This is a genomic window from Edaphobacter sp. FHG110511_03 (assembly GCF_059115365.1).
In genome coordinates this window covers 70,075-87,462 of record NZ_JBZYWL010000006.1, presented here as the reverse complement: position 1 = coordinate 87,462, position 17,388 = coordinate 70,075, and the positions used below count along the sequence as shown (strand labels likewise).

Here is a 17,388-nt window from a genome sequence, read left to right as displayed (position 1 = left end):
TCACGCCTCATAAACGAGAACGGGAGTGCCCTTTTCTTGAAAGGCACGCCCCACAGCATAAAAACGTTATTTGACGGAAGTCGTGCTCAACTTCGACAGTTTCACCCTGGCATTGTCCAGCTTATGCTGCACCTTGGCTACATCCTCAGGATCGGCATCCGCCGGAAGAGAGCGACCGTATTCGTTCAATGAGCGCTCCCACTGCTCTACGGCCTGCTTCAGCTTTCCGGTCCTCTCATAGACCTCGCCAAGATGATCGTGGATCGTCGGATCTCCGCTATTGCGCTCGTTGGCCTTGCGAATATTTTCTTCGGCCAGCGCATATTGACCTGTCTTGTAATAGGCCCAGCCGAGTGAATCCAGGTACGCATAATTCTGCGGATCCAACTCCACCGCCTTGCGGATCATCGCCATGGCTTCACTGAGTCGAACTCCACGATCGGCCAGCATATAACCCAGGTAATTCAGAATGGTCGCATTCTGGGAATCAATGGCAAGCGCCTTGCGGAACTGGGCTTCCGCCAAGTCGTACTGCTTCTGCCGGTCTGCAAGGATTCCGCGCATGAAGTAGACATAGAGCTTCTCCGCGGGCGCGTTCGAAAGCGCCTCGCCCGCGCTTAGCTCCTTGTTTGCGTCAGACCACCGCTTGAGGCGTATATATACATTCGCCAAGGCAAGATGCGCCTCACGGTCGTCCTTCTGATCGCCGGCGGCAGAGATCTGCGCCTTCGCCAGCGCGACTCCCTCTTCGATCTTTCCCGTATCTGCAAGCTGTCCGGCGTACATCAACTGGACAGACTGATCTTTCGGCAAAGCCTTGGCGGCCTCAGCAGCTACTGCCGTCGCTTCCTTCCATTGATGCGCATCACGGTATGCATCCACCTGTCCCTGGTAGCCATTCTTGGCGAAGTCGCCACCCAGAGGAATCATCTGCTTATAGGCTTCCACCGCGTCGACAGTCTTATTCTGCTCGCGATAGATGATTCCCAGCCGATCCAGGAAGACTGCCCTGTTGCTCTTCTCCTGATCCGTATAAGCGCCATCTGTATGCGCGGTTGAGTCTACCAGCGCCTTCAAAGCACGGGTGGCATCGTCGTATCGGCCCAGCGAATCATAGACCAGGGCTTCGTTATAGCTCAGCTCTACATTGTCCTGAGCCAGAGGTTTGGCTTTTTCGAGCGTTGCTAAAGCCTGGTCATAGTGGCCCTGCTGTCGCTGGATATCGGCTATTTTGATCTGCGACTGTGCGTCCTGCGGTTCGGCGGCTACAACACTGTTGAAGACCTTCAAGGCCTCATCCAACTGGCCGTCGCGAAGCAGAGCCGTTGCTAGGCCGCGTTCGCTGTCGACGTTATCCGGGTCGTCCTCAAGCGCCTTGCGATACGAGGTAATCGCTTCCTTGGGTTTTCTCAGCTGGTCGTAGGTCGCACCCAGCGCAAAGTCGATTCGCGCGCTGCGATCGTCCTCGGGAATGGACTTGAGAATGTCGACCGCACGCGAATAGTCCCCCTGCTCCGTGTAGAGGCGATAAAGATTCAGAACGACCTCTTCAGAGTCGTTATCGATCTTCTGCGCAGCCTTAAACTCCGACTCCGCTTTGGCGGAGTCGTGGTTCAGGCCGTACAGCTGTCCCAGCAATAGCCGGGTCTCTATATCCTGAGGCTTCAACTCGGCCAGCTTCTCGTACTCTGCGATTGCCAGCTTGAGCATCTGTCCCGACTGCTGGCCCTGCATATCTCCCAACGATCGCAGGTATACCTTGCCCAGCAACTCATGGGCAGCTACGTCATTTGGATTTCCTTTAACTTGCTCCTGCGCCGAGGTCACGGCCTCGCGAATTCTTCCAAGCTTGAAATAGAGTTCCGCCAAACCGTCTTTCAATGTATTGGAGGTTGGGTCGGCGTCCATCGCAAGCTTGTATTCTTCGATCGCCTGGGTAGCGAAATCAGGCCGTCCGGCGCTCACAGCCATGTCCTCATACATATGGGCAAGGCCATAGTGGTAGTAGGCTGAACCGCGATCCCCCTGCTGGGCTGGCGCGGGATTCGGAGCAGCAGTCTGCGCCAATGTGGCTGGAACCACAGCAAGAACGGCAGCCGCCGAAAGCAGCTGAAGGATGGAGGCACGTGAAAGGGGTTTCGTCATCAATAAATTCCTGTGCCGCCGAAATAAAAATGCGATTCAAAAATCAACTTCGCAGTATAACCGGAAAACTCACTCCCCATTTAGACGACGGCTGTGGCAGATTGGCTGCAAAGTCCCCCCGATAGACGCTCACAGGGGGCTTGGCCGTGATTATATTCGCCCTTTCATTAACCGTGCCGGAAATGCCGGACTCCCGTAAGGGCCATGGCCACGCCCAACCGGTTCGCAGCAGCAATGACATCGGCATCTTTCACCGATCCTCCCGGCTGAATCACCGCCGTAGCGCCTGCCTCTGCAATAGTTTCCAGCCCGTCGGGGAACGGGAAAAAGGCGTCTGACGCCGCGACTGTCCCCTTCAGCGGCAGAACGGCCTTCATAGCCCCAAACCGGGCCGCATCCACACGGCTCATTTGACCGGCTCCTATTCCCACCGTCTGGCCGTGGCCCTCCGAATATCGGGCATACACGATCGCATTGGACTTGACGTGCTTGCATACCCTCCATGCAAACAAAAGGGCGCGCATCTCTTCGGCCGTCGGCTTGCGATCGGTGACAATCTTCAGCTCAGCCTCGGTAACCCGTACCCGGTCGGCGTCCTGCACCAGAAACCCGCCCGAGACCTGCTTGATCACCTGCGCCGTGTCAGCCGGAGTAATCTTGACCAGCCTCAGATTCTTCTTCGCCGCAAACCGCTCCAGGGCCTCCCGCGTGAAGCCAGGAGCCACGATTGCCTCCACAAACAGCTTCGCGATCTCCTCTGCGGCCTCGCCGTCCACCTCGCGGTTAATCCCAATCACTCCTCCGAAAGCAGAGATGGGATCGGCTTCGAGAGCGCGCCTGTACGCCTCCAGGATCGTCTTTCCCGTCGAAGCTCCGCAGGGATTGGTGTGTTTGATGATCGCCACTGCAGCCTCGGCAGCCGCATCGAATTCGCTCACCAGCTCCCAACAGGCATCCAGGTCTACCAGGTTGTTGTAGCTAAGTTCCTTACCTTGAAGCTGCTCGGCGGCGGCAACCCCTTTGCCATTCCCATCTACATACAACGCGGCCTTCTGGTGCGGATTCTCGCCATACCGCAGCGTCTGGGATAGAGGGTCGATGATTCGCAGGGTCTGCGGCAGATCTTTGGAGAACTGTGCTCCTCCCGATGGTGCCTCGATGCTCTCCAGAGCTGTGGCAATCCCTGCGTCATAAGCCGCCGTCACCGCGAAGGCCTGCTTCGCCAGACGCCACCGAGTCGCGCGGCTGAGAGCCCCTTTATTTGTCGAGAGTTCTTCGGAGAGAACCCCATAATCTACAGTCGAGGTCACAATCGCTACATCCTCGAAGTTCTTCGCCGCCGACCGCACCATGGACGGCCCACCGATATCGATGTTCTCGATCACATCGGCAAAAGCTACTCCGGGTTTCTGCGCCGTCTTCTCGAAGGCGTACAGGTTCACCACCACCATATCGATCGGCTCGATCCCATGCGACTCAACCGCCGCAACATGCTCTGGATTTCCGCGCATATGCAGGATTCCGCCGTGCACCTTGGGATGCAGCGTCTTCACTCGACCGTCCAGCATCTCGGGAAATCCAGTCAACTCGCTGATGTCTTTGACTTTCAGGCCAGCATCACGCAGCGCTTTCGCGGTTCCACCAGTCGAAACCAGCTCGACTCCATGGTCAGCCAATGCGCGGGCGAACTCAACAAGGCCGGTCTTATCGGTAACGGAAAGAAGAGCGCGGCGAACAGGACGAAGATCTACCGAAACAGCGGAAGGAGCACTATGTGAAGTCATCACCTTCTATTTTATGTCCTGTCTTTAACCGCGCCGTCCATCGCACAGCGCGGAATTCCTAAAGCTCCGCCGCCCCTGTCAGTAACCGCACTTGCTCCACCTGGTGGGAGGCACACCACTTCTTCATCCCATTTGCGATGTTTTCCACAGCCCGCGGATCCGCATAACTAGCCGTTCCGACCTGTACCGCACTAGAGCCAGCCATCATGAACTCCACCGCATCTTCGGCACGAACGATCCCGCCCATACCAACTACTGGAATCTTCACCGCCTTGAAGGCCTCGTGGACCATCCGTACGGCAATCGGCTTGATCGCAGGACCAGAAAGCCCGCCTGTCACATTCGCAATCCTGGGCCGCTTCGTCTCTATATCAATCGCAAGAGAAACAAACGTATTGACGAGGGAGATGGCATCTGCCCCCGCCGCCTCCGCCACACGTGCCATCTGCGCGATGCTGGTGACATTCGGCGACAGCTTCACCATCAAGGGACGCTTGGCAGCCTCTTTGGTCCGGGATACCAGCTCCTTCAGCAGCTCCGGATCGGTCCCAAAGACCATCCCTCCATGACTTGTATTCGGGCAGCTCGCGTTCAGCTCGTACATCGCTATGCCTTCGGCGTCATTCAGGGTCCGGATGACCTCAAGGCAGTCCTCCACCGTATAGCCGAAGATGTTCGCAATCACAACCGCGCCTTTTATCTGGCGCAGTTTCGGCAGCTTTTCCTCTAAAAATGGGCGTACACCCATATTCTGGAGCCCGATTGCGTTGATCATTCCCGCCGATGTTTCGATGATCCTCGGCGTGGGATTTCCCGGCATCGGCTCCTTCGAGAGCCCCTTGGTCACAAACGCGCCGATACGGTCGAGAGAGACGATCTCTTCAAACTCAACCCCGTATCCGAATGTCCCGCTGGCCGCAATAACCGGAGAGCGCAGCTCCACTCCCGCTACGCTCACCTTCATATCCGGCTCGTGCGTGCTCACCTGGATTGCTCCTTATGCGCCGTGTGGGAAAGGCCATGCATTGGCGTACCGTTCCCCGTGTCCTGCTTCATGACCTGCGTCAGCACACGGCCTTCGATGCTTGAGGGTTGGTTCACGCGCAGAATCGAGGCAAATGTCGCCGCGATATCCACTGGGGCAACGCGATCGTGATACGTCCCGGGAATGAACATCGCCCCGTAGAAATCCAAGGGCACATGACGATCATATGCAAAGGAGGAGTAATGGGTCGCCCCGTCCTCGTTGCCCGGAAACTGAAAGGCGCTGAAATTCAGGAAGACGGCCCATCCCACGTAGGGGGAGTAGCTATGGAGGATCCTCCGCCCCAACTCCGTATCGGGGATCTCTCCAGACCTCATCTTCGCGACCGGATACACGCTTCCCAGGCTCAGGGGATCGGCCTCGCGGCCAACAGGGGTAGACTGCCTGGAACTCTGCACCGCCAGCTTCTCGCCGTCCTCAGTTAGTAGCTTTTCCAGCATCTCCGCGGTTGCTGTCTCTGCCTCCAGCTCACTCAGGTGGGCTGCCTCGAATGCCTTCTGGTTCAGCTGGATATAGGGATACTGGCCGCCAAGAACGTATTTTTCGCCTTTCTTCACCGGCCACTTCTTGTCGAGGCTTGCTTCCAGTCCCTTCAGGAGCGCAGCACCTTTCACCGCCGTCGATGGCATCTGAGCATCGTTCGCTGCTCGTACTGTAGGAGCCACCCCATGGTCGCCAGATAGGGCCACAATTACATTCTGAAGCCCCACCTCCTTGTCCAGGAACGTGAAGAAATCGTTGAGGGAGACATCCACGGCATCGATCATCTCGCGCTGCTTCGGCGAATCCGGCCCAACTTTGTGTCCCAGAATGTCGGTATTGCTGATCGATACCGTCAACATGTCGGTCACGCCGTTTTTGCCCAGGTTCTCGTTCTTCACCAGTTCTTTCGCGAAATCCATCATGTACTGGACCGCGGCCGGTTTCTGGCCTACTTCTTCGTAGAAGTTTCCCGTTGGAACTCCCGCCGCCTGCCGCGCCTTCGCTCGCTCATCACTCGCGTTGAACGTCTTCGCCCAAGCCGGCAACTCCGGCATCCAGTAGCTCGATGTGATAAACGCCCCGGAATCGTGATCCGTCCAGAAAGCGCCCTTGGTCGCATGGCCTGAAGTCAGGATCGCCGCGCGGTCCTTGAAAGAGACGCCGAACACCTTGGCCCGTCCCTGTGTCGCCAGTTCCAATTCATCGCCAAGTGTCGAAGCCGCTTCCCTGTGTGGCGAGGCTCCCGGAAAGGTCGCCTCACCCTCCGGCATGCCTACCAGCTTGTACCGGTCGTCGCTCACAGATGTAACGAAACGGAGTTTCCCATCCGTATCCGGCTCCCACCATTCGTTGACCGGAATTTTGTGCCCATCGGTATAGCTTCCCGTTCCAATCGTGGAGTGCCCTGCCGCCGTTACCAGGTTGGCGTAGTCGTAGTAGCAATCCGTAAAGTGAACGCCCTTTTTCAAAAACAGGTTGAAGCCATTCGGCGTCTTGAAGTCATCGCGGTAGCGATCCAGATAATCTCCCCGAAACTGGTCGATTACCAGAACTACCACCAGCTTCGGTGTTGCATGATATGCATCGCCATACATGGGGGCCGCACCCGGCAAAAGAAGGGCAAGAATCAGAAGAACGGAGGCAAAAGTACGCATTGTTTTAGAGTAACGCTTTGTAGTCCTACAAGACCCTACATTTCACTGACATGATGGAATCCCGCCTGCCTCATACAAACCCGCTAAAATAAGACTCAAATGATTGACCTTGCATTTGTCCGGGCAAACTTGTCCGTTATAGAGGAAAAACTGCGCGCCCGTGGCATGGACCCTGCTGCTGCCCTCGGCGACTTTACCGCCATCGACCGCGAACGCCGCGAAGCCATCACTCAGGTCGAAACCCTCAAGGCCCGGCGCAATAAGCTTACCGAGGAGATTGCCCGCCTTCGCAAGGCCGGCGAAGACGCCTCAGCACAGACCGAAGAGACTCGCACACTCAAGGTCGAGGTCGAATCGCTTGAATCCCGGGCCTCCGCTGCCGACGAGCGTCTTCAAGCCATCCTCCAGACGATCCCCAATCTCCCCCAGGACGACGTTCCTGTAGGGGCCGACGAGCACGCGAACCGCGAAGAAAAACTGTGGGGCACAAAGCCGTCATTCGATTTCACTCCCAAACCGCACTGGGAGCTCGGCGAAGCCCTTAACATTCTGGACTTCAATCGCGCTGCCAAGATCTCCGGCTCCCGCTTCGTCGTCCACTTTGGCGCCGGCGCCCGCCTCGAGCGCGCCCTAGCCAACTTCATGCTCGACCTCCATACCCGCGAGCACGGCTATACCGAGATTCTTCCGCCGTACATGGTCAACTCCCGCTCGCTCTTCGGCACCGGCCAGCTCCCCAAGTTTGCAGAGGACCTCTTCCACTGCGACGACAAAGGCGCCTACGCTCCCGGCGAGCTTCAGGATGGCGACCATTGGCTCATTCCGACCGCCGAAGTGCCCGTGACGAACCTGTTTCGCGACGAGACCCTCGACGAGTCTCAACTCTCCGTCTCTTTCTGTGCTTACACCCCCTGCTTCCGTAGTGAAGCTGGAAGCTACGGCAAAGACGTTCGTGGGATGATCCGGCAGCACCAGTTTCAAAAGGTCGAGCTGGTCAAGTTCACCACGCCTGCAAAATCAAATGAAGAGCACGAAGCTTTAACCCGTCACGCTGAGACGGTCCTTGAACGTCTCGGACTTCCCTACCGCCGCATGCTGCTCTCTACCGGTGATATGGGCTTTGCCTCCTCGAAGACCTACGACCTGGAGGTCTGGCTTCCCGGGCAGGATCTCTATCGCGAGATCAGCTCCTGCTCTAACTTCGGAGACTTTCAGGCGCGGCGCGCCAACATTCGGTTCCGGCCAGCCGGGGCAAAAAAATCCGAGTACCTGCACACCTTGAATGGCTCCGGTCTCGCCGTCGGACGCACCTATCTCGCTATTCTGGAAAATTATCAGCAGTCCGATGGTTCGATCCGCGTACCTGAAGCGCTCATTCCGTATATGAACGGCCAGACCGTCATTACGAAGCAGGAGCGAATTGGATGAGCTTTGCGTGTTTTATCATGAGTACCGTCTTAGCCTCGCCTTGCAACTTGACCAAAGGGGCTTTCCCCCTTGAGGAACGTTAGCCGATGCTCAAAACCTTGCGATCCTATTTCTGGTGGACCTATGAACGCGGCAGCTTTCATTATGACGTCATGGTCACGCTCATCCTTCTCTTTCTCTTCCTCGGCCCTCGGTTCATCGACTTCAAGGATCGCCCCGTTGAGACAGTTGCTCTCCACTCCTCCGAGGTGCTAGTCAAGGAGGCTGGAAATGTCGGTGATGCCAGCCGCTTCCTTTATCAGATTCGCGCCGATGATATCCAGCAATCCCTCGACGGCGATAAGAGCGATTCCGCCATCCGTTCCGCGATCCTGCGCGTCATAGAACCGATCGCTGGCGAAGTCACGTTGGAGCATTACGAGGCAGTTCGCGATGCTCAGGGCAAAATCATCGCCTATGACGCCTGGATTACTCGTTAGTCTTCCCATGCAGATGCAAAAATTGCACGAGTCCCAGCTAGAAGACATGCGCGCTCTGCATCTAATTTCTCGGAGAACTTATATCGCATGACCATTCGCCGATTGGCCGTTCTCGTTCTTCTCGCCTCTCCCCTCACCCTGCCCGCACAGGTCAAACCCGGTGAGCTTGACCAGGCGTTGCGCCAGATGGATACCGCCAGCGCCCGTTTCAAATCCGCTGAGGCCGACTTCCAATGGGATTTCTATGAACTTGTGGTCAAGGAAACCACAACCCAGCATGGGAATATCTTTTTCAAGAAGAACGGCGTGAAGCTCGAGATGGGAGCGAAGATTCTCCCGCCAGCCGCGAAATTCCTATCCTATAAAGACGGCAAGCTCGCCCTCTTCGACCCCGGCACGAAAGACCTCAAGATCTATACCGCTGGACAGAATAAAGCTCAATACGAGAGCTTCCTGACTCTCGGCTTTGGAGGAAGCGGCTCCGATCTTGCGAAAGCCTGGACCATTACCGATCTCGGCGTTGAGCCACTTCCCGACGGCAGCGCAACGATTTCTACTACCAAACTCGACCTCGTCTCCAAAGATTCAAATGTTCGCAACATGTTCAGTCACGTCGTCATCTGGGTCGATCTCAATCGCGGCATCTCGCTCAAGCAGCAGTTCTTTACGCCATCAGGGGACTACCGCACCGCGACGTACGCCAATATTCGCTATAACCAGCCCGTCAATACCAAGCCTTACGAGTACAAGAAATAGATTTCACGAAGGCGAGTTGCAAGCGCTTGAATGCCTTGCAACCCGCCTCCGTATCCAATCGATCAAGGATATAGCTTGGCCGGCACAATCTCTGGTTCCGCTTCACCGGCGTCCGCCAATAGCTTCTTCAACTGCTCCCGTAGCTCACCCGCCTTCTCGCGATACTCTTTTCTTCCCGCAAGATTGACCAGCTCGTGCGGGTCAGCTCGTTGATCGTAGAACTGGTACTCGTGATACGTCTTCGCTGCCGCTTCCTTGGTACTGCCTGATAAATCGGCAACGCAGTAGGTCCAGTCCGGGGTCCGGATCGCGCGACCTGTCATCGACTCGCTGATCTGAATCAGCTGTTGATTCGGCCACTTCTGCCGTGCCTCGAAATCATTAACCAACGAAAGAAAGCTGTGCCCCTTCCACGTGGGCGGCACAGAAACTCCTGCCGCTTCCAATAGCGTCGGCGCAAGGTCGATCAGCCCTACGAGTTCAGGGATTTGTTGCGCTCCATGGAATCCAGGGCCGTCGATGATCAGCGGAACCCGGATGGAGCTGTTATGCGTGCTCCGCTTATACTCCTGGTTTCGCGTCATGAAGTGGCAGCCATGATCGCTGATGAAGACGAAGATTGTATCTTCGGCGAGATGCTCTTCCTCCAGAACACGGCGAAGTCTGCCTACGGAAGAATCGATGGCTTCAATGCATCCATAATAATCCGGCAGCTGATCCTGCCAGGTTCCAGGCAGCGCGCGCAGATCTTCAGGAGCAGTAGAGTTGACGAACCGCGCCGCGGCTCCCTTGGGCGCAACCGGCCTCTGCATATCGTTCTGCTGATGAGGTTCAAGCTGCGAGATGAAAAGAAAGAAAGGCTTCTCTTGCTTCTGTCGGAGGAAGCGCTCCGCTCGATCCGTGAGGAAATCGACACGGTATTCATCTTTGTATGTGATCGGCTGATTGTTCTGATCCCAGATCGTTCCCTCGTAAGGATGCGAAGTATGCTCCAGTGCATTCGCACCTTCCCACAGATCCAGGAAGCCTCCGCGATCCTCTGCCTTCACCGGACCTGGATCGCCTCCCTGTTTTGGATTCTCGAGAGCCAGGTGCCACTTCCCAATCAGGTTCGAGGTATAACCGGCCTTGCGTAGCTCTCCCGCGAGCGTTGGCAGAGACTTATCCAGCTCCAGCCCGTTATGCCAAACCCCCGTCTCCGTCGCATACCGACTTGTAAACAACACCGAGCGGGCAGGTGCGCAGACAGGTTGATTCGTCACCGTGTGGGTAAAATTCTTTCCCCTCGCAGCAAGCGCGTCGATGTTCGGAGTACGGGTCGATCCATTGCGCCCATTCGCTCCCACAAAGTCCCAGCGAAACTGATCCGCAAGGTAAAGAATAATGTTCGGCTTCTTCGCCGGTAGATGCGCAGCTGCTTTCCGCTGCGCCTCTGCTGAGGCCGGAACCGCTGCGGCCATCGCCGCCGCCATCGTTCCCTTGAAGAACGACCGGCGACTTTGTGTGTTTTCTGACATCCCATGCTCCTACCAGTAAATTTTTCCAGCAAACTGCAATTGCCTTGAGTTATCGCGGGTACTCGTAATTGAGGCAAAGGTTGAGGGTGAGGTGAAGTTCAAATTTCCCGCTTTAGAGGTATCCGGTGCAGAGAAATTCGGGGTGTTGGTGATGTTGAATGCCTCAACGCGAAGCTCCAGCCGAACCTGTTCGGCAAGGGCAATCTTACGAAAGAGTGAGAGATCCAGTCTTCGATAAGCAGGGCCCGCCACTTGCGTCGGCGAACCACCCAGAGCGGCAAGACCCGTCGCTGCAGAAGAAGGGTTGGCAAATGCCGACGCATTCAAAAAATGAGCCACTTTATTCGAATCCGTATACGGGCTCTGTCCTGAAACTTTGAGTGCGTTGCATCCAAGCCCCGCCGCGGTCGTTGCGCTGCACGCAACGGTAAACGGCTGTCCATCCTGCACTGTCGCGATCCATTGCAGCGACCATCCTCCTGCAACTGCAGAGGCAAGTCCCTGAGTCAGAAACATTTGATTGCGTCCGAGAGGCAACTCATACACGCCGCTGGTATGGAAGATGTTGCGGACATCCGTATCGCAGAGCGCATAATCGAAGCCGATTCCGGCACCGGGAACATAAGGAGCACGATAGCTGCCGATCGTGTTATCCAGCTGATCGCGCGCATTCCCCAGGCACTTCGATCGCGTGTAATTCGCATCAAGAGTGAGGTCGTGGCCCCATCGGCGGGTGATGTCGAGCTGAAGGCCGTTGTAGTTCGTGGCCCCTGAAGGGGTAATAAAAGCGCCTCCGCGTGCGAAGTCAGGAAAGAAGCTGTTGGTCTGCGCATTTGCCGTCGGAGAAAGTACAGCGTTTAGGGTATTCGTGTTGATCGGCGTCTGGAGATGTCTGGATACCGAGCCCGCATAGGCGACCTTGAACACTGTCGTCGCACTCAATTGATATTGCACCTGGAGATTGTAGGCCTCGCTGTAGGCGCTCTTCCAGTCATACTGGCGCCCAAGCAGACTGATATTGGTCAGGTTCGCATTCGCTGCAGTCAATGGAACATTCAGCAATCCATTGGCGATGCTTCCAACGGAGTTGTCCGGAGTCAACGGCGTCACGGAGTTTGCCGAGGAGTAGCTCGTCGCAATATTGAAGGGAAAATTCGCCGGCGGGCTGGCGCTGAGTCCATAGTTCTCATACCCGCCATAAAACAGGCCGAATCCTGCATGAACCACAGTCCGAGTGTTCGCCTGGTACGCAAGGCCAAAGCGAGGCGCGAAGTTCTTTTTCTGTGTCGTTCCCAGGTTTTCATTGTTGGTTGTCACAAAAGCGATATTGTCTTTCGCCAGCAAAGTCTGGAATTGCTGAGGCACATTCGCCGCCTGGGATGCCGGTATCAAGAAAGTTGCCCCCACTCTGGGATCGCTCGAGGGTCCAGGAATAAAGTTCGCCTGGCGCCCGTCGCGCTCTTTGGGGACGCCATAGTACTCCCAGCGCAGACCAAGGTTTACGCTGAGCTTTGGCGTCACGCGCCAGTCATCCTGCACATAGAGTCCCATGTACCATCGGTGCAGATTGCTGATGAGCGGAAAGTTCGACGCACTCACGCTATTCGCTCCACCTACGTTATTGATTCCTCCTGCGACCGTGCTGGCCTTCGGATCCAGAAGGAACTGCGCCCGGTCGGTCGAGCTATCCGTCTGATTGACGACAGAGGTATAAATTCCGTTGAATCCGAAAGAGCCTCGCGACGACGAAGGTGTCGACGTCGGATAGGAGATGTCCTGATAGAGAACTCCCGTGCGGAGTACATGGCGGTTGCGTGAGATCGTGACATTGTCGGAGAGTTGAACGATATTACTCGCCTTGTTGCTCGGCAAAGAGCCGGATTGACCGAGGTTCGCCAGATTCCCGAATGAAAGCGAAGGAAGGCCGCCATTGCCTGCAAATTGCGGAATCCCTCCTATACCATACTGTTCAGGGAGGCCAGACTCCCCGGCAAAAGGTTGACGGCGAATATCCACCACCCGGCTATATCCAAACCGCGCTTCGTTGACCAGGCGGGAGGTAAAGATGTGGGTCTCACTCAGAGCAACGTTCTGGGCCTGCGTCGCACCGTTGCCAGGACGACTGGACTGACCATCGGCAACTCCTGTAAACGGTCCCGGATTAAGTTGATCCGTATTGAGATAGCTGTAACGCGCAAATGCGGAGTCCTGCTCGCCGAAGTGCTGGTCGATGCGGAGGTCCAATCCGTCGCTATTGGTCGTGACAGAAGGAAATGAACTGTAGTTGTTGATCAGCGCCGTCCCCGTCGGCGACGGATAAAGATTCAACAATGCGATGGCCGAAGCATTGAGCCGGTTCGCGGGCAATTGGTTCAGCAAAACCTTCTGCGCATCGCCGGTAAAGTTTCTTTGCCCCACAATCGGCCCTTGATAGAAGGGATCGCGGACAAAACCACTGGAGGTGGCCGCAAGACCGGTCGTAGGATCAACGTCGCCGGACGTCACAGCGCGGCTTGTTGCTGGATCGAAGATGGTTCCCACCGGAAATACTCTTCCAAGAGCGTCCGTCCGCGTCCCACCCTGTAGGGCGATTAGGTCAGCGAAGTTTGTGTAACCTGACGATCTCTGTGCTGCAGTAGGAACGGTCACGACCTTGCTGCTACCCTGTGCAATGCGCGTCCCTTGATAATCGAAGAAGAAAAATGTCTTGCCGCGACCGTTATAAATCTTCGGAATAATAACCGGACCATTCACCGCAAAGCCGAACTGGTTCTGCCGGTAAGCCGGTTTTTTCGGAGCCGTGGCAAAGTAATTGCGCGCATCGAGCACTTCATTCCGAAGGAACTCCCATGCAGATCCGTGGAATGCATCGCCTCCAGATTTTGTGGAGACGTTGAGGACCGCCCCGGCAGAGTGACCAAACTCCGCCGAATAATTGTTCGTCTGCACCACGAATTCCTGCAGGGCATCCGGCGGTGGCATGATGACGTATTGAGTTTGATTCACGTAATCGGCAATCGCCGCATTGTTGTCGATGCCATCCAGCAGATAGTCGTTCTGCCCTCGACGCGCACCATTCGCGCTGAAAGATCCGCTCGCAGAAAGCCCGCGTGAATCCGCCTGCGCGAAGGTGACCCCTGGAGCGGTCTGAGCAAGAAACGCCACATTTCGTCCGCTCAAAGGAAGGTCCGTAACACTCCGCGCATTGACTACCTGCTGTAGCGACGAGGTCTGAGTCTCCAGCAGGAGAGCGCCCGCCGCAACCTCTACCGATTGCGTCACCTCGCCAATACGCAGCGTTGCATCCACCTGTGCCGTCGTCTGCGCGCTGATCGAAATTCCCGTCCGCACATAGCGCTCAAAGCCCTCATGCTCCACGGCCACGGAATAGGACCCGAGACCAACAGGAGAAAAGCTGAAGTTGCCATCCTGATCCGACTTCGTCGTTCGCTCGACGCCGGTCGATTCTCGTTTAAGAATGACCGTAGCGTCGGCAAGTCTCTGCTGCTGACTGTCTACAACGGTTCCAACAATCGCTCCCGTATCGACCTGGGCAAGTACTGAAAATGGTGAGATGACCAGAATGAACGCTAAAAGAAGAAATACCTTACCAAAGGACACAGATGTCTCCGTATGTGGTGGGAGCGAACATATGGTTTTTTCGCGCGATACCGACAGGTACGCAGGTGAAACTCATTGTTCGGAGCTGATTTTAGAGAGATTCGAAACGCAACACAGGGATCAGCGACAACAGGAACAGAAGGCGCAGAGAGCAGCCAGCGTAGGACAGAGTAGATCCGTCACATTATGTGTATCGCGGGTGATCATGATGAGGTCAACTTCGTAAAGCATAGGAGGGAAGGCCGATGTGTGTCAATCGATGCTGGTGCGAAACACGCAGCCGGCTCTTGGCAAAATCCTGTGATGCGGGGTAGAAAATCTACCGAGCGCCCTTCGGTGAAGGCGTTGAGGATGCGCTCGAAGTTGCAGGGAGCGTATAGATCACCTCTCCGGGCCGCGTATAGTGAAGCTCCTCACGCGCCTGATGCTCAATTGCGTTGGGATCATCCTTCAGCCGATCGACATGTCCCTTGAGCATTTCGTTTTCGTGTTGAAGATCCTTCAGACGGCCATCTAGCATCCGGGCATCCCGGTTCTTCTTTTCATAAGCGGTCAAACCGTTTTGCCCGAAGACGACGTGATAAGCAAGCCCGATCGCAAGCACCGCCGCCGCCACGGTTGCCCACCGCCTCCATCCGCCGGCAGCAGCCAGAAACAGGCGGATCACAATTCCGTGATCTGTTCGTCCGTTCCGGTTTGCGTTTGCGTGGCTCATCTATAAGAAAGTACAAATTTCCGCAAGGAACACCGTCAAGTGGAAAATGACTATCTCTTCTCGATGTACCTAGTTCGTACTGTCATTTCATCTCATTTCAAAACGAGCCTGGTTCCCTTTCCGAACACCCCTTATTCCTATCGCCCCGGATAGACGAATAAGGTGCACGAACGCTTCCCCGCTTGGTATCCTTGTGGAGGTGCATATTCTATTCATGATCTCGATCGCGTCTCTCCTTGTCCTTATTGGGGCCGGGGCCGCAATCGTTCATCATGTGCGAGACAGTCGCCGAAATCGTCCGCAAGCTCCTCCTGAACCGGAATTCTCCGAACATCTGTATGCAGCGGCTCAATATGGCACACCACGTTCGTCGCGTCTCGTCTCCCATCAAAACGTAAAGTCCATTACCGCGAAGAAAGACTGGATCCCGTCCTCACCCGCTGCTGCAGATCCCTCCACAAACGAACGAGACGGTTCCATGAGCCGTCGCCGGTCTCCCCGGATGGTTTATAGAGCCGCTGAATCCAACCAACGGGCCAGCTCGAACCAGGTACAGGCAGCAGTCCCTTATCCTCTGCATCCGGTAGCCGGCACCTCCAAAGCTTTATCGAAGCGCTTCTAGCGAAAGGATCCGCCTCTATGCAATCCGCTCTTCCCGATTCATCCGGTCTCACACACCACCCTTCCCGCGCGCTCTCAGAAACCGGCCTCGGCCGTATCACGATCTCCTTTGCCGCGACTCTCTTCGTGGCAGCCTGTGCGCACGTCTCCATTCCGCTTCCCTTCACTCCCGTGCCACTGACGCTTCAGAATTTCGGCGTGCTGCTCGTTGGCCTCCTTCTAGGCCCTGCGGCAGGCTTCTCCGCCATGGCCCTCTACCTAGCGGAAGGAGTCCTGGGGCTGCCGATGTTCAATCCGCACTCCACAGGCGGCATCGTCCAGCTGCTCGGCCCCACCGGCGGCTACCTTCTCTCCTATCCCTTCGTTGCCGCAACTGCAGGGTCGGTCTTTCGCTCGCTTCGCCTGGGCTCGACATACACCCGTGCCGCGATTGCCTGTGCACTTGCTACTTTCGTCCTCTTTGCCTGCGGCTCCCTGTGGATCGCGCAGATTCTTCACCTCGGCGCATCCGGTGTGTGGACCATGTCCATAGCTCCATTCCTTCCGGGTGAAGCCGTAAAGATCGCTGCGGCTGCAGGACTCGCAGCCTCCATCGAACACTGGCGCCGCGCCTGAAATACCCCGTCTCCCTCGGGATGGGCGTTGTTGGCACATCCCTCACCCTGTCCCATTACTCCCAGAGGAACGCTGCATCATGACTTCCCCGCAAACTGCAGTTCAAGAGATCAGCATCGCCCATAGCCCGGACTCCGACGACGCATTTATGTTCTACGGCCTTGCCACGAACAAGGTCCGGGTTCCCGGCTACAAGTTCTCTCATGTGCTCACTGACATCGAGACCCTCAATCACAAGGCCATCAACGAGACCTTTTACGACGTAACCGCGATCTCCTTCCACGCCTATCCCTACCTTCAGGACAGCTATACCTTGATGGCCTGTGGCGGCAGCGTAGGCGAAGGTTACGGTCCCATGATCGTAGCCAACCCCAAGCTCAACCTCGCCGAGGCTAAAAAAACTCGCATCGCTGTTCCTGGCACCCTGACCACAGCTTTCCTCGCTCTCCGCCTCTTTGCGCCTGACATCGAATATGCCGTCGTTCCTTTCGACAAAATCATTCCCTCCGTCACCGCAGGCGAATTCGACGCCGGTCTCATCATCCACGAAGGCCAGTTGACCTACGCGAAGGATGGCCTCGTGAAGCTCCTAGACCTCGGACAGTGGTGGCGCGAACAGACCAACCTCCCTCTCCCCCTGGGAGGCAATGCCATCCGTCGTTCGCTCGGTCAGGAAATCATGGAAATGGCCACCCATGCTCTGCGCAACAGCATTCAGCACGCTCTCGATCACCGCGAAGAGGCCCTTGCCTATGCCATGCAATTTGCCCGCGATCTCGATCCGTCACTCGCAAACCGTTTCGTCGGGATGTACGTCAACGAACGCACGCTGAACTACGGCGAGGATGGCCGCGAAGCCATTCGTAAGCTGCTTGAGATGGGCTACGATCGCGGCATCATTCCACATCGCGCCCATGTCGATTTTGTCGGCTGAAGAACAGCCTGCAGGACATTCACAATCCTGCAGGCTGTGTTATCCTAAATAAGTCGAGTGGTTGCAGCCGGAACCGGTTCTCGCCTGACGA

General features: G+C 56.3%; 13 protein-coding genes. 6 read left to right on the top strand and 7 right to left on the bottom strand.

Translation table 11 applies throughout. From position 1 onward, the window contains the following. Positions 1–66 precede the first annotated feature (66 nt). The 4 genes from AC5S26_RS22750 to AC5S26_RS22735 form a co-directional block, all read right to left on the bottom strand. Complete coding sequence (locus tag AC5S26_RS22750) at positions 67–2,145, bottom strand: tetratricopeptide repeat protein (protein WP_494187243.1); 2,079 nt, start codon at positions 2,143–2,145, stop codon at positions 67–69. Between the two features lie 167 nt (positions 2,146–2,312). Then, positions 2,313–3,929, bottom strand: coding sequence for a bifunctional phosphoribosylaminoimidazolecarboxamide formyltransferase/IMP cyclohydrolase (purH, locus tag AC5S26_RS22745; RefSeq protein WP_494187242.1), 1,617 nt, complete (start codon positions 3,927–3,929; stop codon positions 2,313–2,315). 58 nt (positions 3,930–3,987) lie between these two features. Next, positions 3,988–4,893 (bottom strand): dihydroorotate dehydrogenase, encoded by a 906-nt coding sequence (locus AC5S26_RS22740; protein WP_494187597.1) that lies wholly within the window; start codon positions 4,891–4,893, stop codon positions 3,988–3,990. Between the two features lie 17 nt (positions 4,894–4,910). Continuing rightward, positions 4,911–6,611, bottom strand: a complete 1,701-nt coding sequence (locus AC5S26_RS22735) for an alkaline phosphatase family protein (protein WP_494187241.1) — start codon at positions 6,609–6,611, stop codon at positions 4,911–4,913. A 99-nt stretch (positions 6,612–6,710) separates the two neighbouring features. Here AC5S26_RS22735 and serS point away from each other — a divergent pair, with 99 nt between their 5' ends. From serS to AC5S26_RS22720, 3 genes are all read left to right on the top strand, one after another. Next, positions 6,711–8,039, top strand: coding sequence for a serine--tRNA ligase (gene serS, locus AC5S26_RS22730; protein ID WP_494187240.1), 1,329 nt, complete (start codon positions 6,711–6,713; stop codon positions 8,037–8,039). A gap of 86 nt (positions 8,040–8,125) precedes the next feature. Continuing rightward, on the top strand, positions 8,126–8,518 hold the full coding sequence (locus AC5S26_RS22725) for a hypothetical protein (protein WP_494187239.1): 393 nt from the start codon (positions 8,126–8,128) through the stop codon (positions 8,516–8,518). An 87-nt stretch (positions 8,519–8,605) separates the two neighbouring features. Beyond that, positions 8,606–9,274: a LolA family protein gene (locus AC5S26_RS22720; RefSeq protein WP_494187238.1), complete on the top strand. Its 669-nt coding sequence runs from the start codon at positions 8,606–8,608 to the stop codon at positions 9,272–9,274. 62 nt (positions 9,275–9,336) lie between these two features. Here AC5S26_RS22720 and AC5S26_RS22715 read toward each other — a convergent pair whose 3' ends face one another. The 3 genes from AC5S26_RS22715 to AC5S26_RS22705 form a co-directional block, all read right to left on the bottom strand. Beyond that, a complete protein-coding gene (locus AC5S26_RS22715) occupies positions 9,337–10,791 on the bottom strand; it encodes a sulfatase family protein (protein WP_494187237.1) in 1,455 nt (484 codons plus the stop codon). Between the two features lie 9 nt (positions 10,792–10,800). Beyond that, the gene (locus AC5S26_RS22710) at positions 10,801–14,412 is read right to left on the bottom strand and encodes a TonB-dependent receptor (RefSeq protein WP_494187236.1); all 3,612 of its coding nucleotides are present in this window, start codon (positions 14,410–14,412) and stop codon (positions 10,801–10,803) included. 319 nt (positions 14,413–14,731) lie between these two features. Next, positions 14,732–15,079, bottom strand: a complete 348-nt coding sequence (locus tag AC5S26_RS22705; RefSeq protein ID WP_494187235.1) for an FtsB family cell division protein — start codon at positions 15,077–15,079, stop codon at positions 14,732–14,734. 262 nt (positions 15,080–15,341) lie between these two features. On the opposite strand from AC5S26_RS22705, the gene AC5S26_RS22700 reads away from it, so the two are divergent. The 3 genes from AC5S26_RS22700 to AC5S26_RS22690 all read left to right on the top strand — a co-directional run bounded on the left by AC5S26_RS22700 (position 15,342) and on the right by AC5S26_RS22690 (position 17,297). Next, the gene (locus tag AC5S26_RS22700) at positions 15,342–15,749 is read left to right on the top strand and encodes a hypothetical protein (RefSeq protein ID WP_494187234.1); all 408 of its coding nucleotides are present in this window, start codon (positions 15,342–15,344) and stop codon (positions 15,747–15,749) included. Between the two features lie 17 nt (positions 15,750–15,766). Beyond that, entirely contained in the window at positions 15,767–16,363 is a 597-nt protein-coding gene (locus AC5S26_RS22695) for a biotin transporter BioY (RefSeq protein ID WP_494187233.1), read from the top strand. Positions 16,364–16,442: 79 nt separating this feature from the next. Then, positions 16,443–17,297, top strand: coding sequence for an MqnA/MqnD/SBP family protein (locus AC5S26_RS22690; RefSeq protein WP_494187232.1), 855 nt, complete (start codon positions 16,443–16,445; stop codon positions 17,295–17,297). Positions 17,298–17,388: the final 91 nt, after the last annotated feature.

Coding starts and splice junctions, on each gene's coding strand:
- AC5S26_RS22750 (WP_494187243.1), bottom strand. CDS start 2,145: ATGACGAAACCCCTTTCACGTGCCTCCATCCTTCAGCTGCTTTCGGCG.
- purH (WP_494187242.1), bottom strand. CDS start 3,929: ATGACTTCACATAGTGCTCCTTCCGCTGTTTCGGTAGATCTTCGTCCT.
- AC5S26_RS22740 (WP_494187597.1), bottom strand. CDS start 4,893: ATGAAGGTGAGCGTAGCGGGAGTGGAGCTGCGCTCTCCGGTTATTGCG.
- AC5S26_RS22735 (WP_494187241.1), bottom strand. CDS start 6,611: ATGCGTACTTTTGCCTCCGTTCTTCTGATTCTTGCCCTTCTTTTGCCG.
- serS (WP_494187240.1), top strand. CDS start 6,711: ATGATTGACCTTGCATTTGTCCGGGCAAACTTGTCCGTTATAGAGGAA.
- AC5S26_RS22725 (WP_494187239.1), top strand. CDS start 8,126: ATGCTCAAAACCTTGCGATCCTATTTCTGGTGGACCTATGAACGCGGC.
- AC5S26_RS22720 (WP_494187238.1), top strand. CDS start 8,606: ATGACCATTCGCCGATTGGCCGTTCTCGTTCTTCTCGCCTCTCCCCTC.
- AC5S26_RS22715 (WP_494187237.1), bottom strand. CDS start 10,791: ATGTCAGAAAACACACAAAGTCGCCGGTCGTTCTTCAAGGGAACGATG.
- AC5S26_RS22700 (WP_494187234.1), top strand. CDS start 15,342: ATGATCTCGATCGCGTCTCTCCTTGTCCTTATTGGGGCCGGGGCCGCA.
- AC5S26_RS22695 (WP_494187233.1), top strand. CDS start 15,767: ATGCAATCCGCTCTTCCCGATTCATCCGGTCTCACACACCACCCTTCC.
- AC5S26_RS22690 (WP_494187232.1), top strand. CDS start 16,443: ATGACTTCCCCGCAAACTGCAGTTCAAGAGATCAGCATCGCCCATAGC.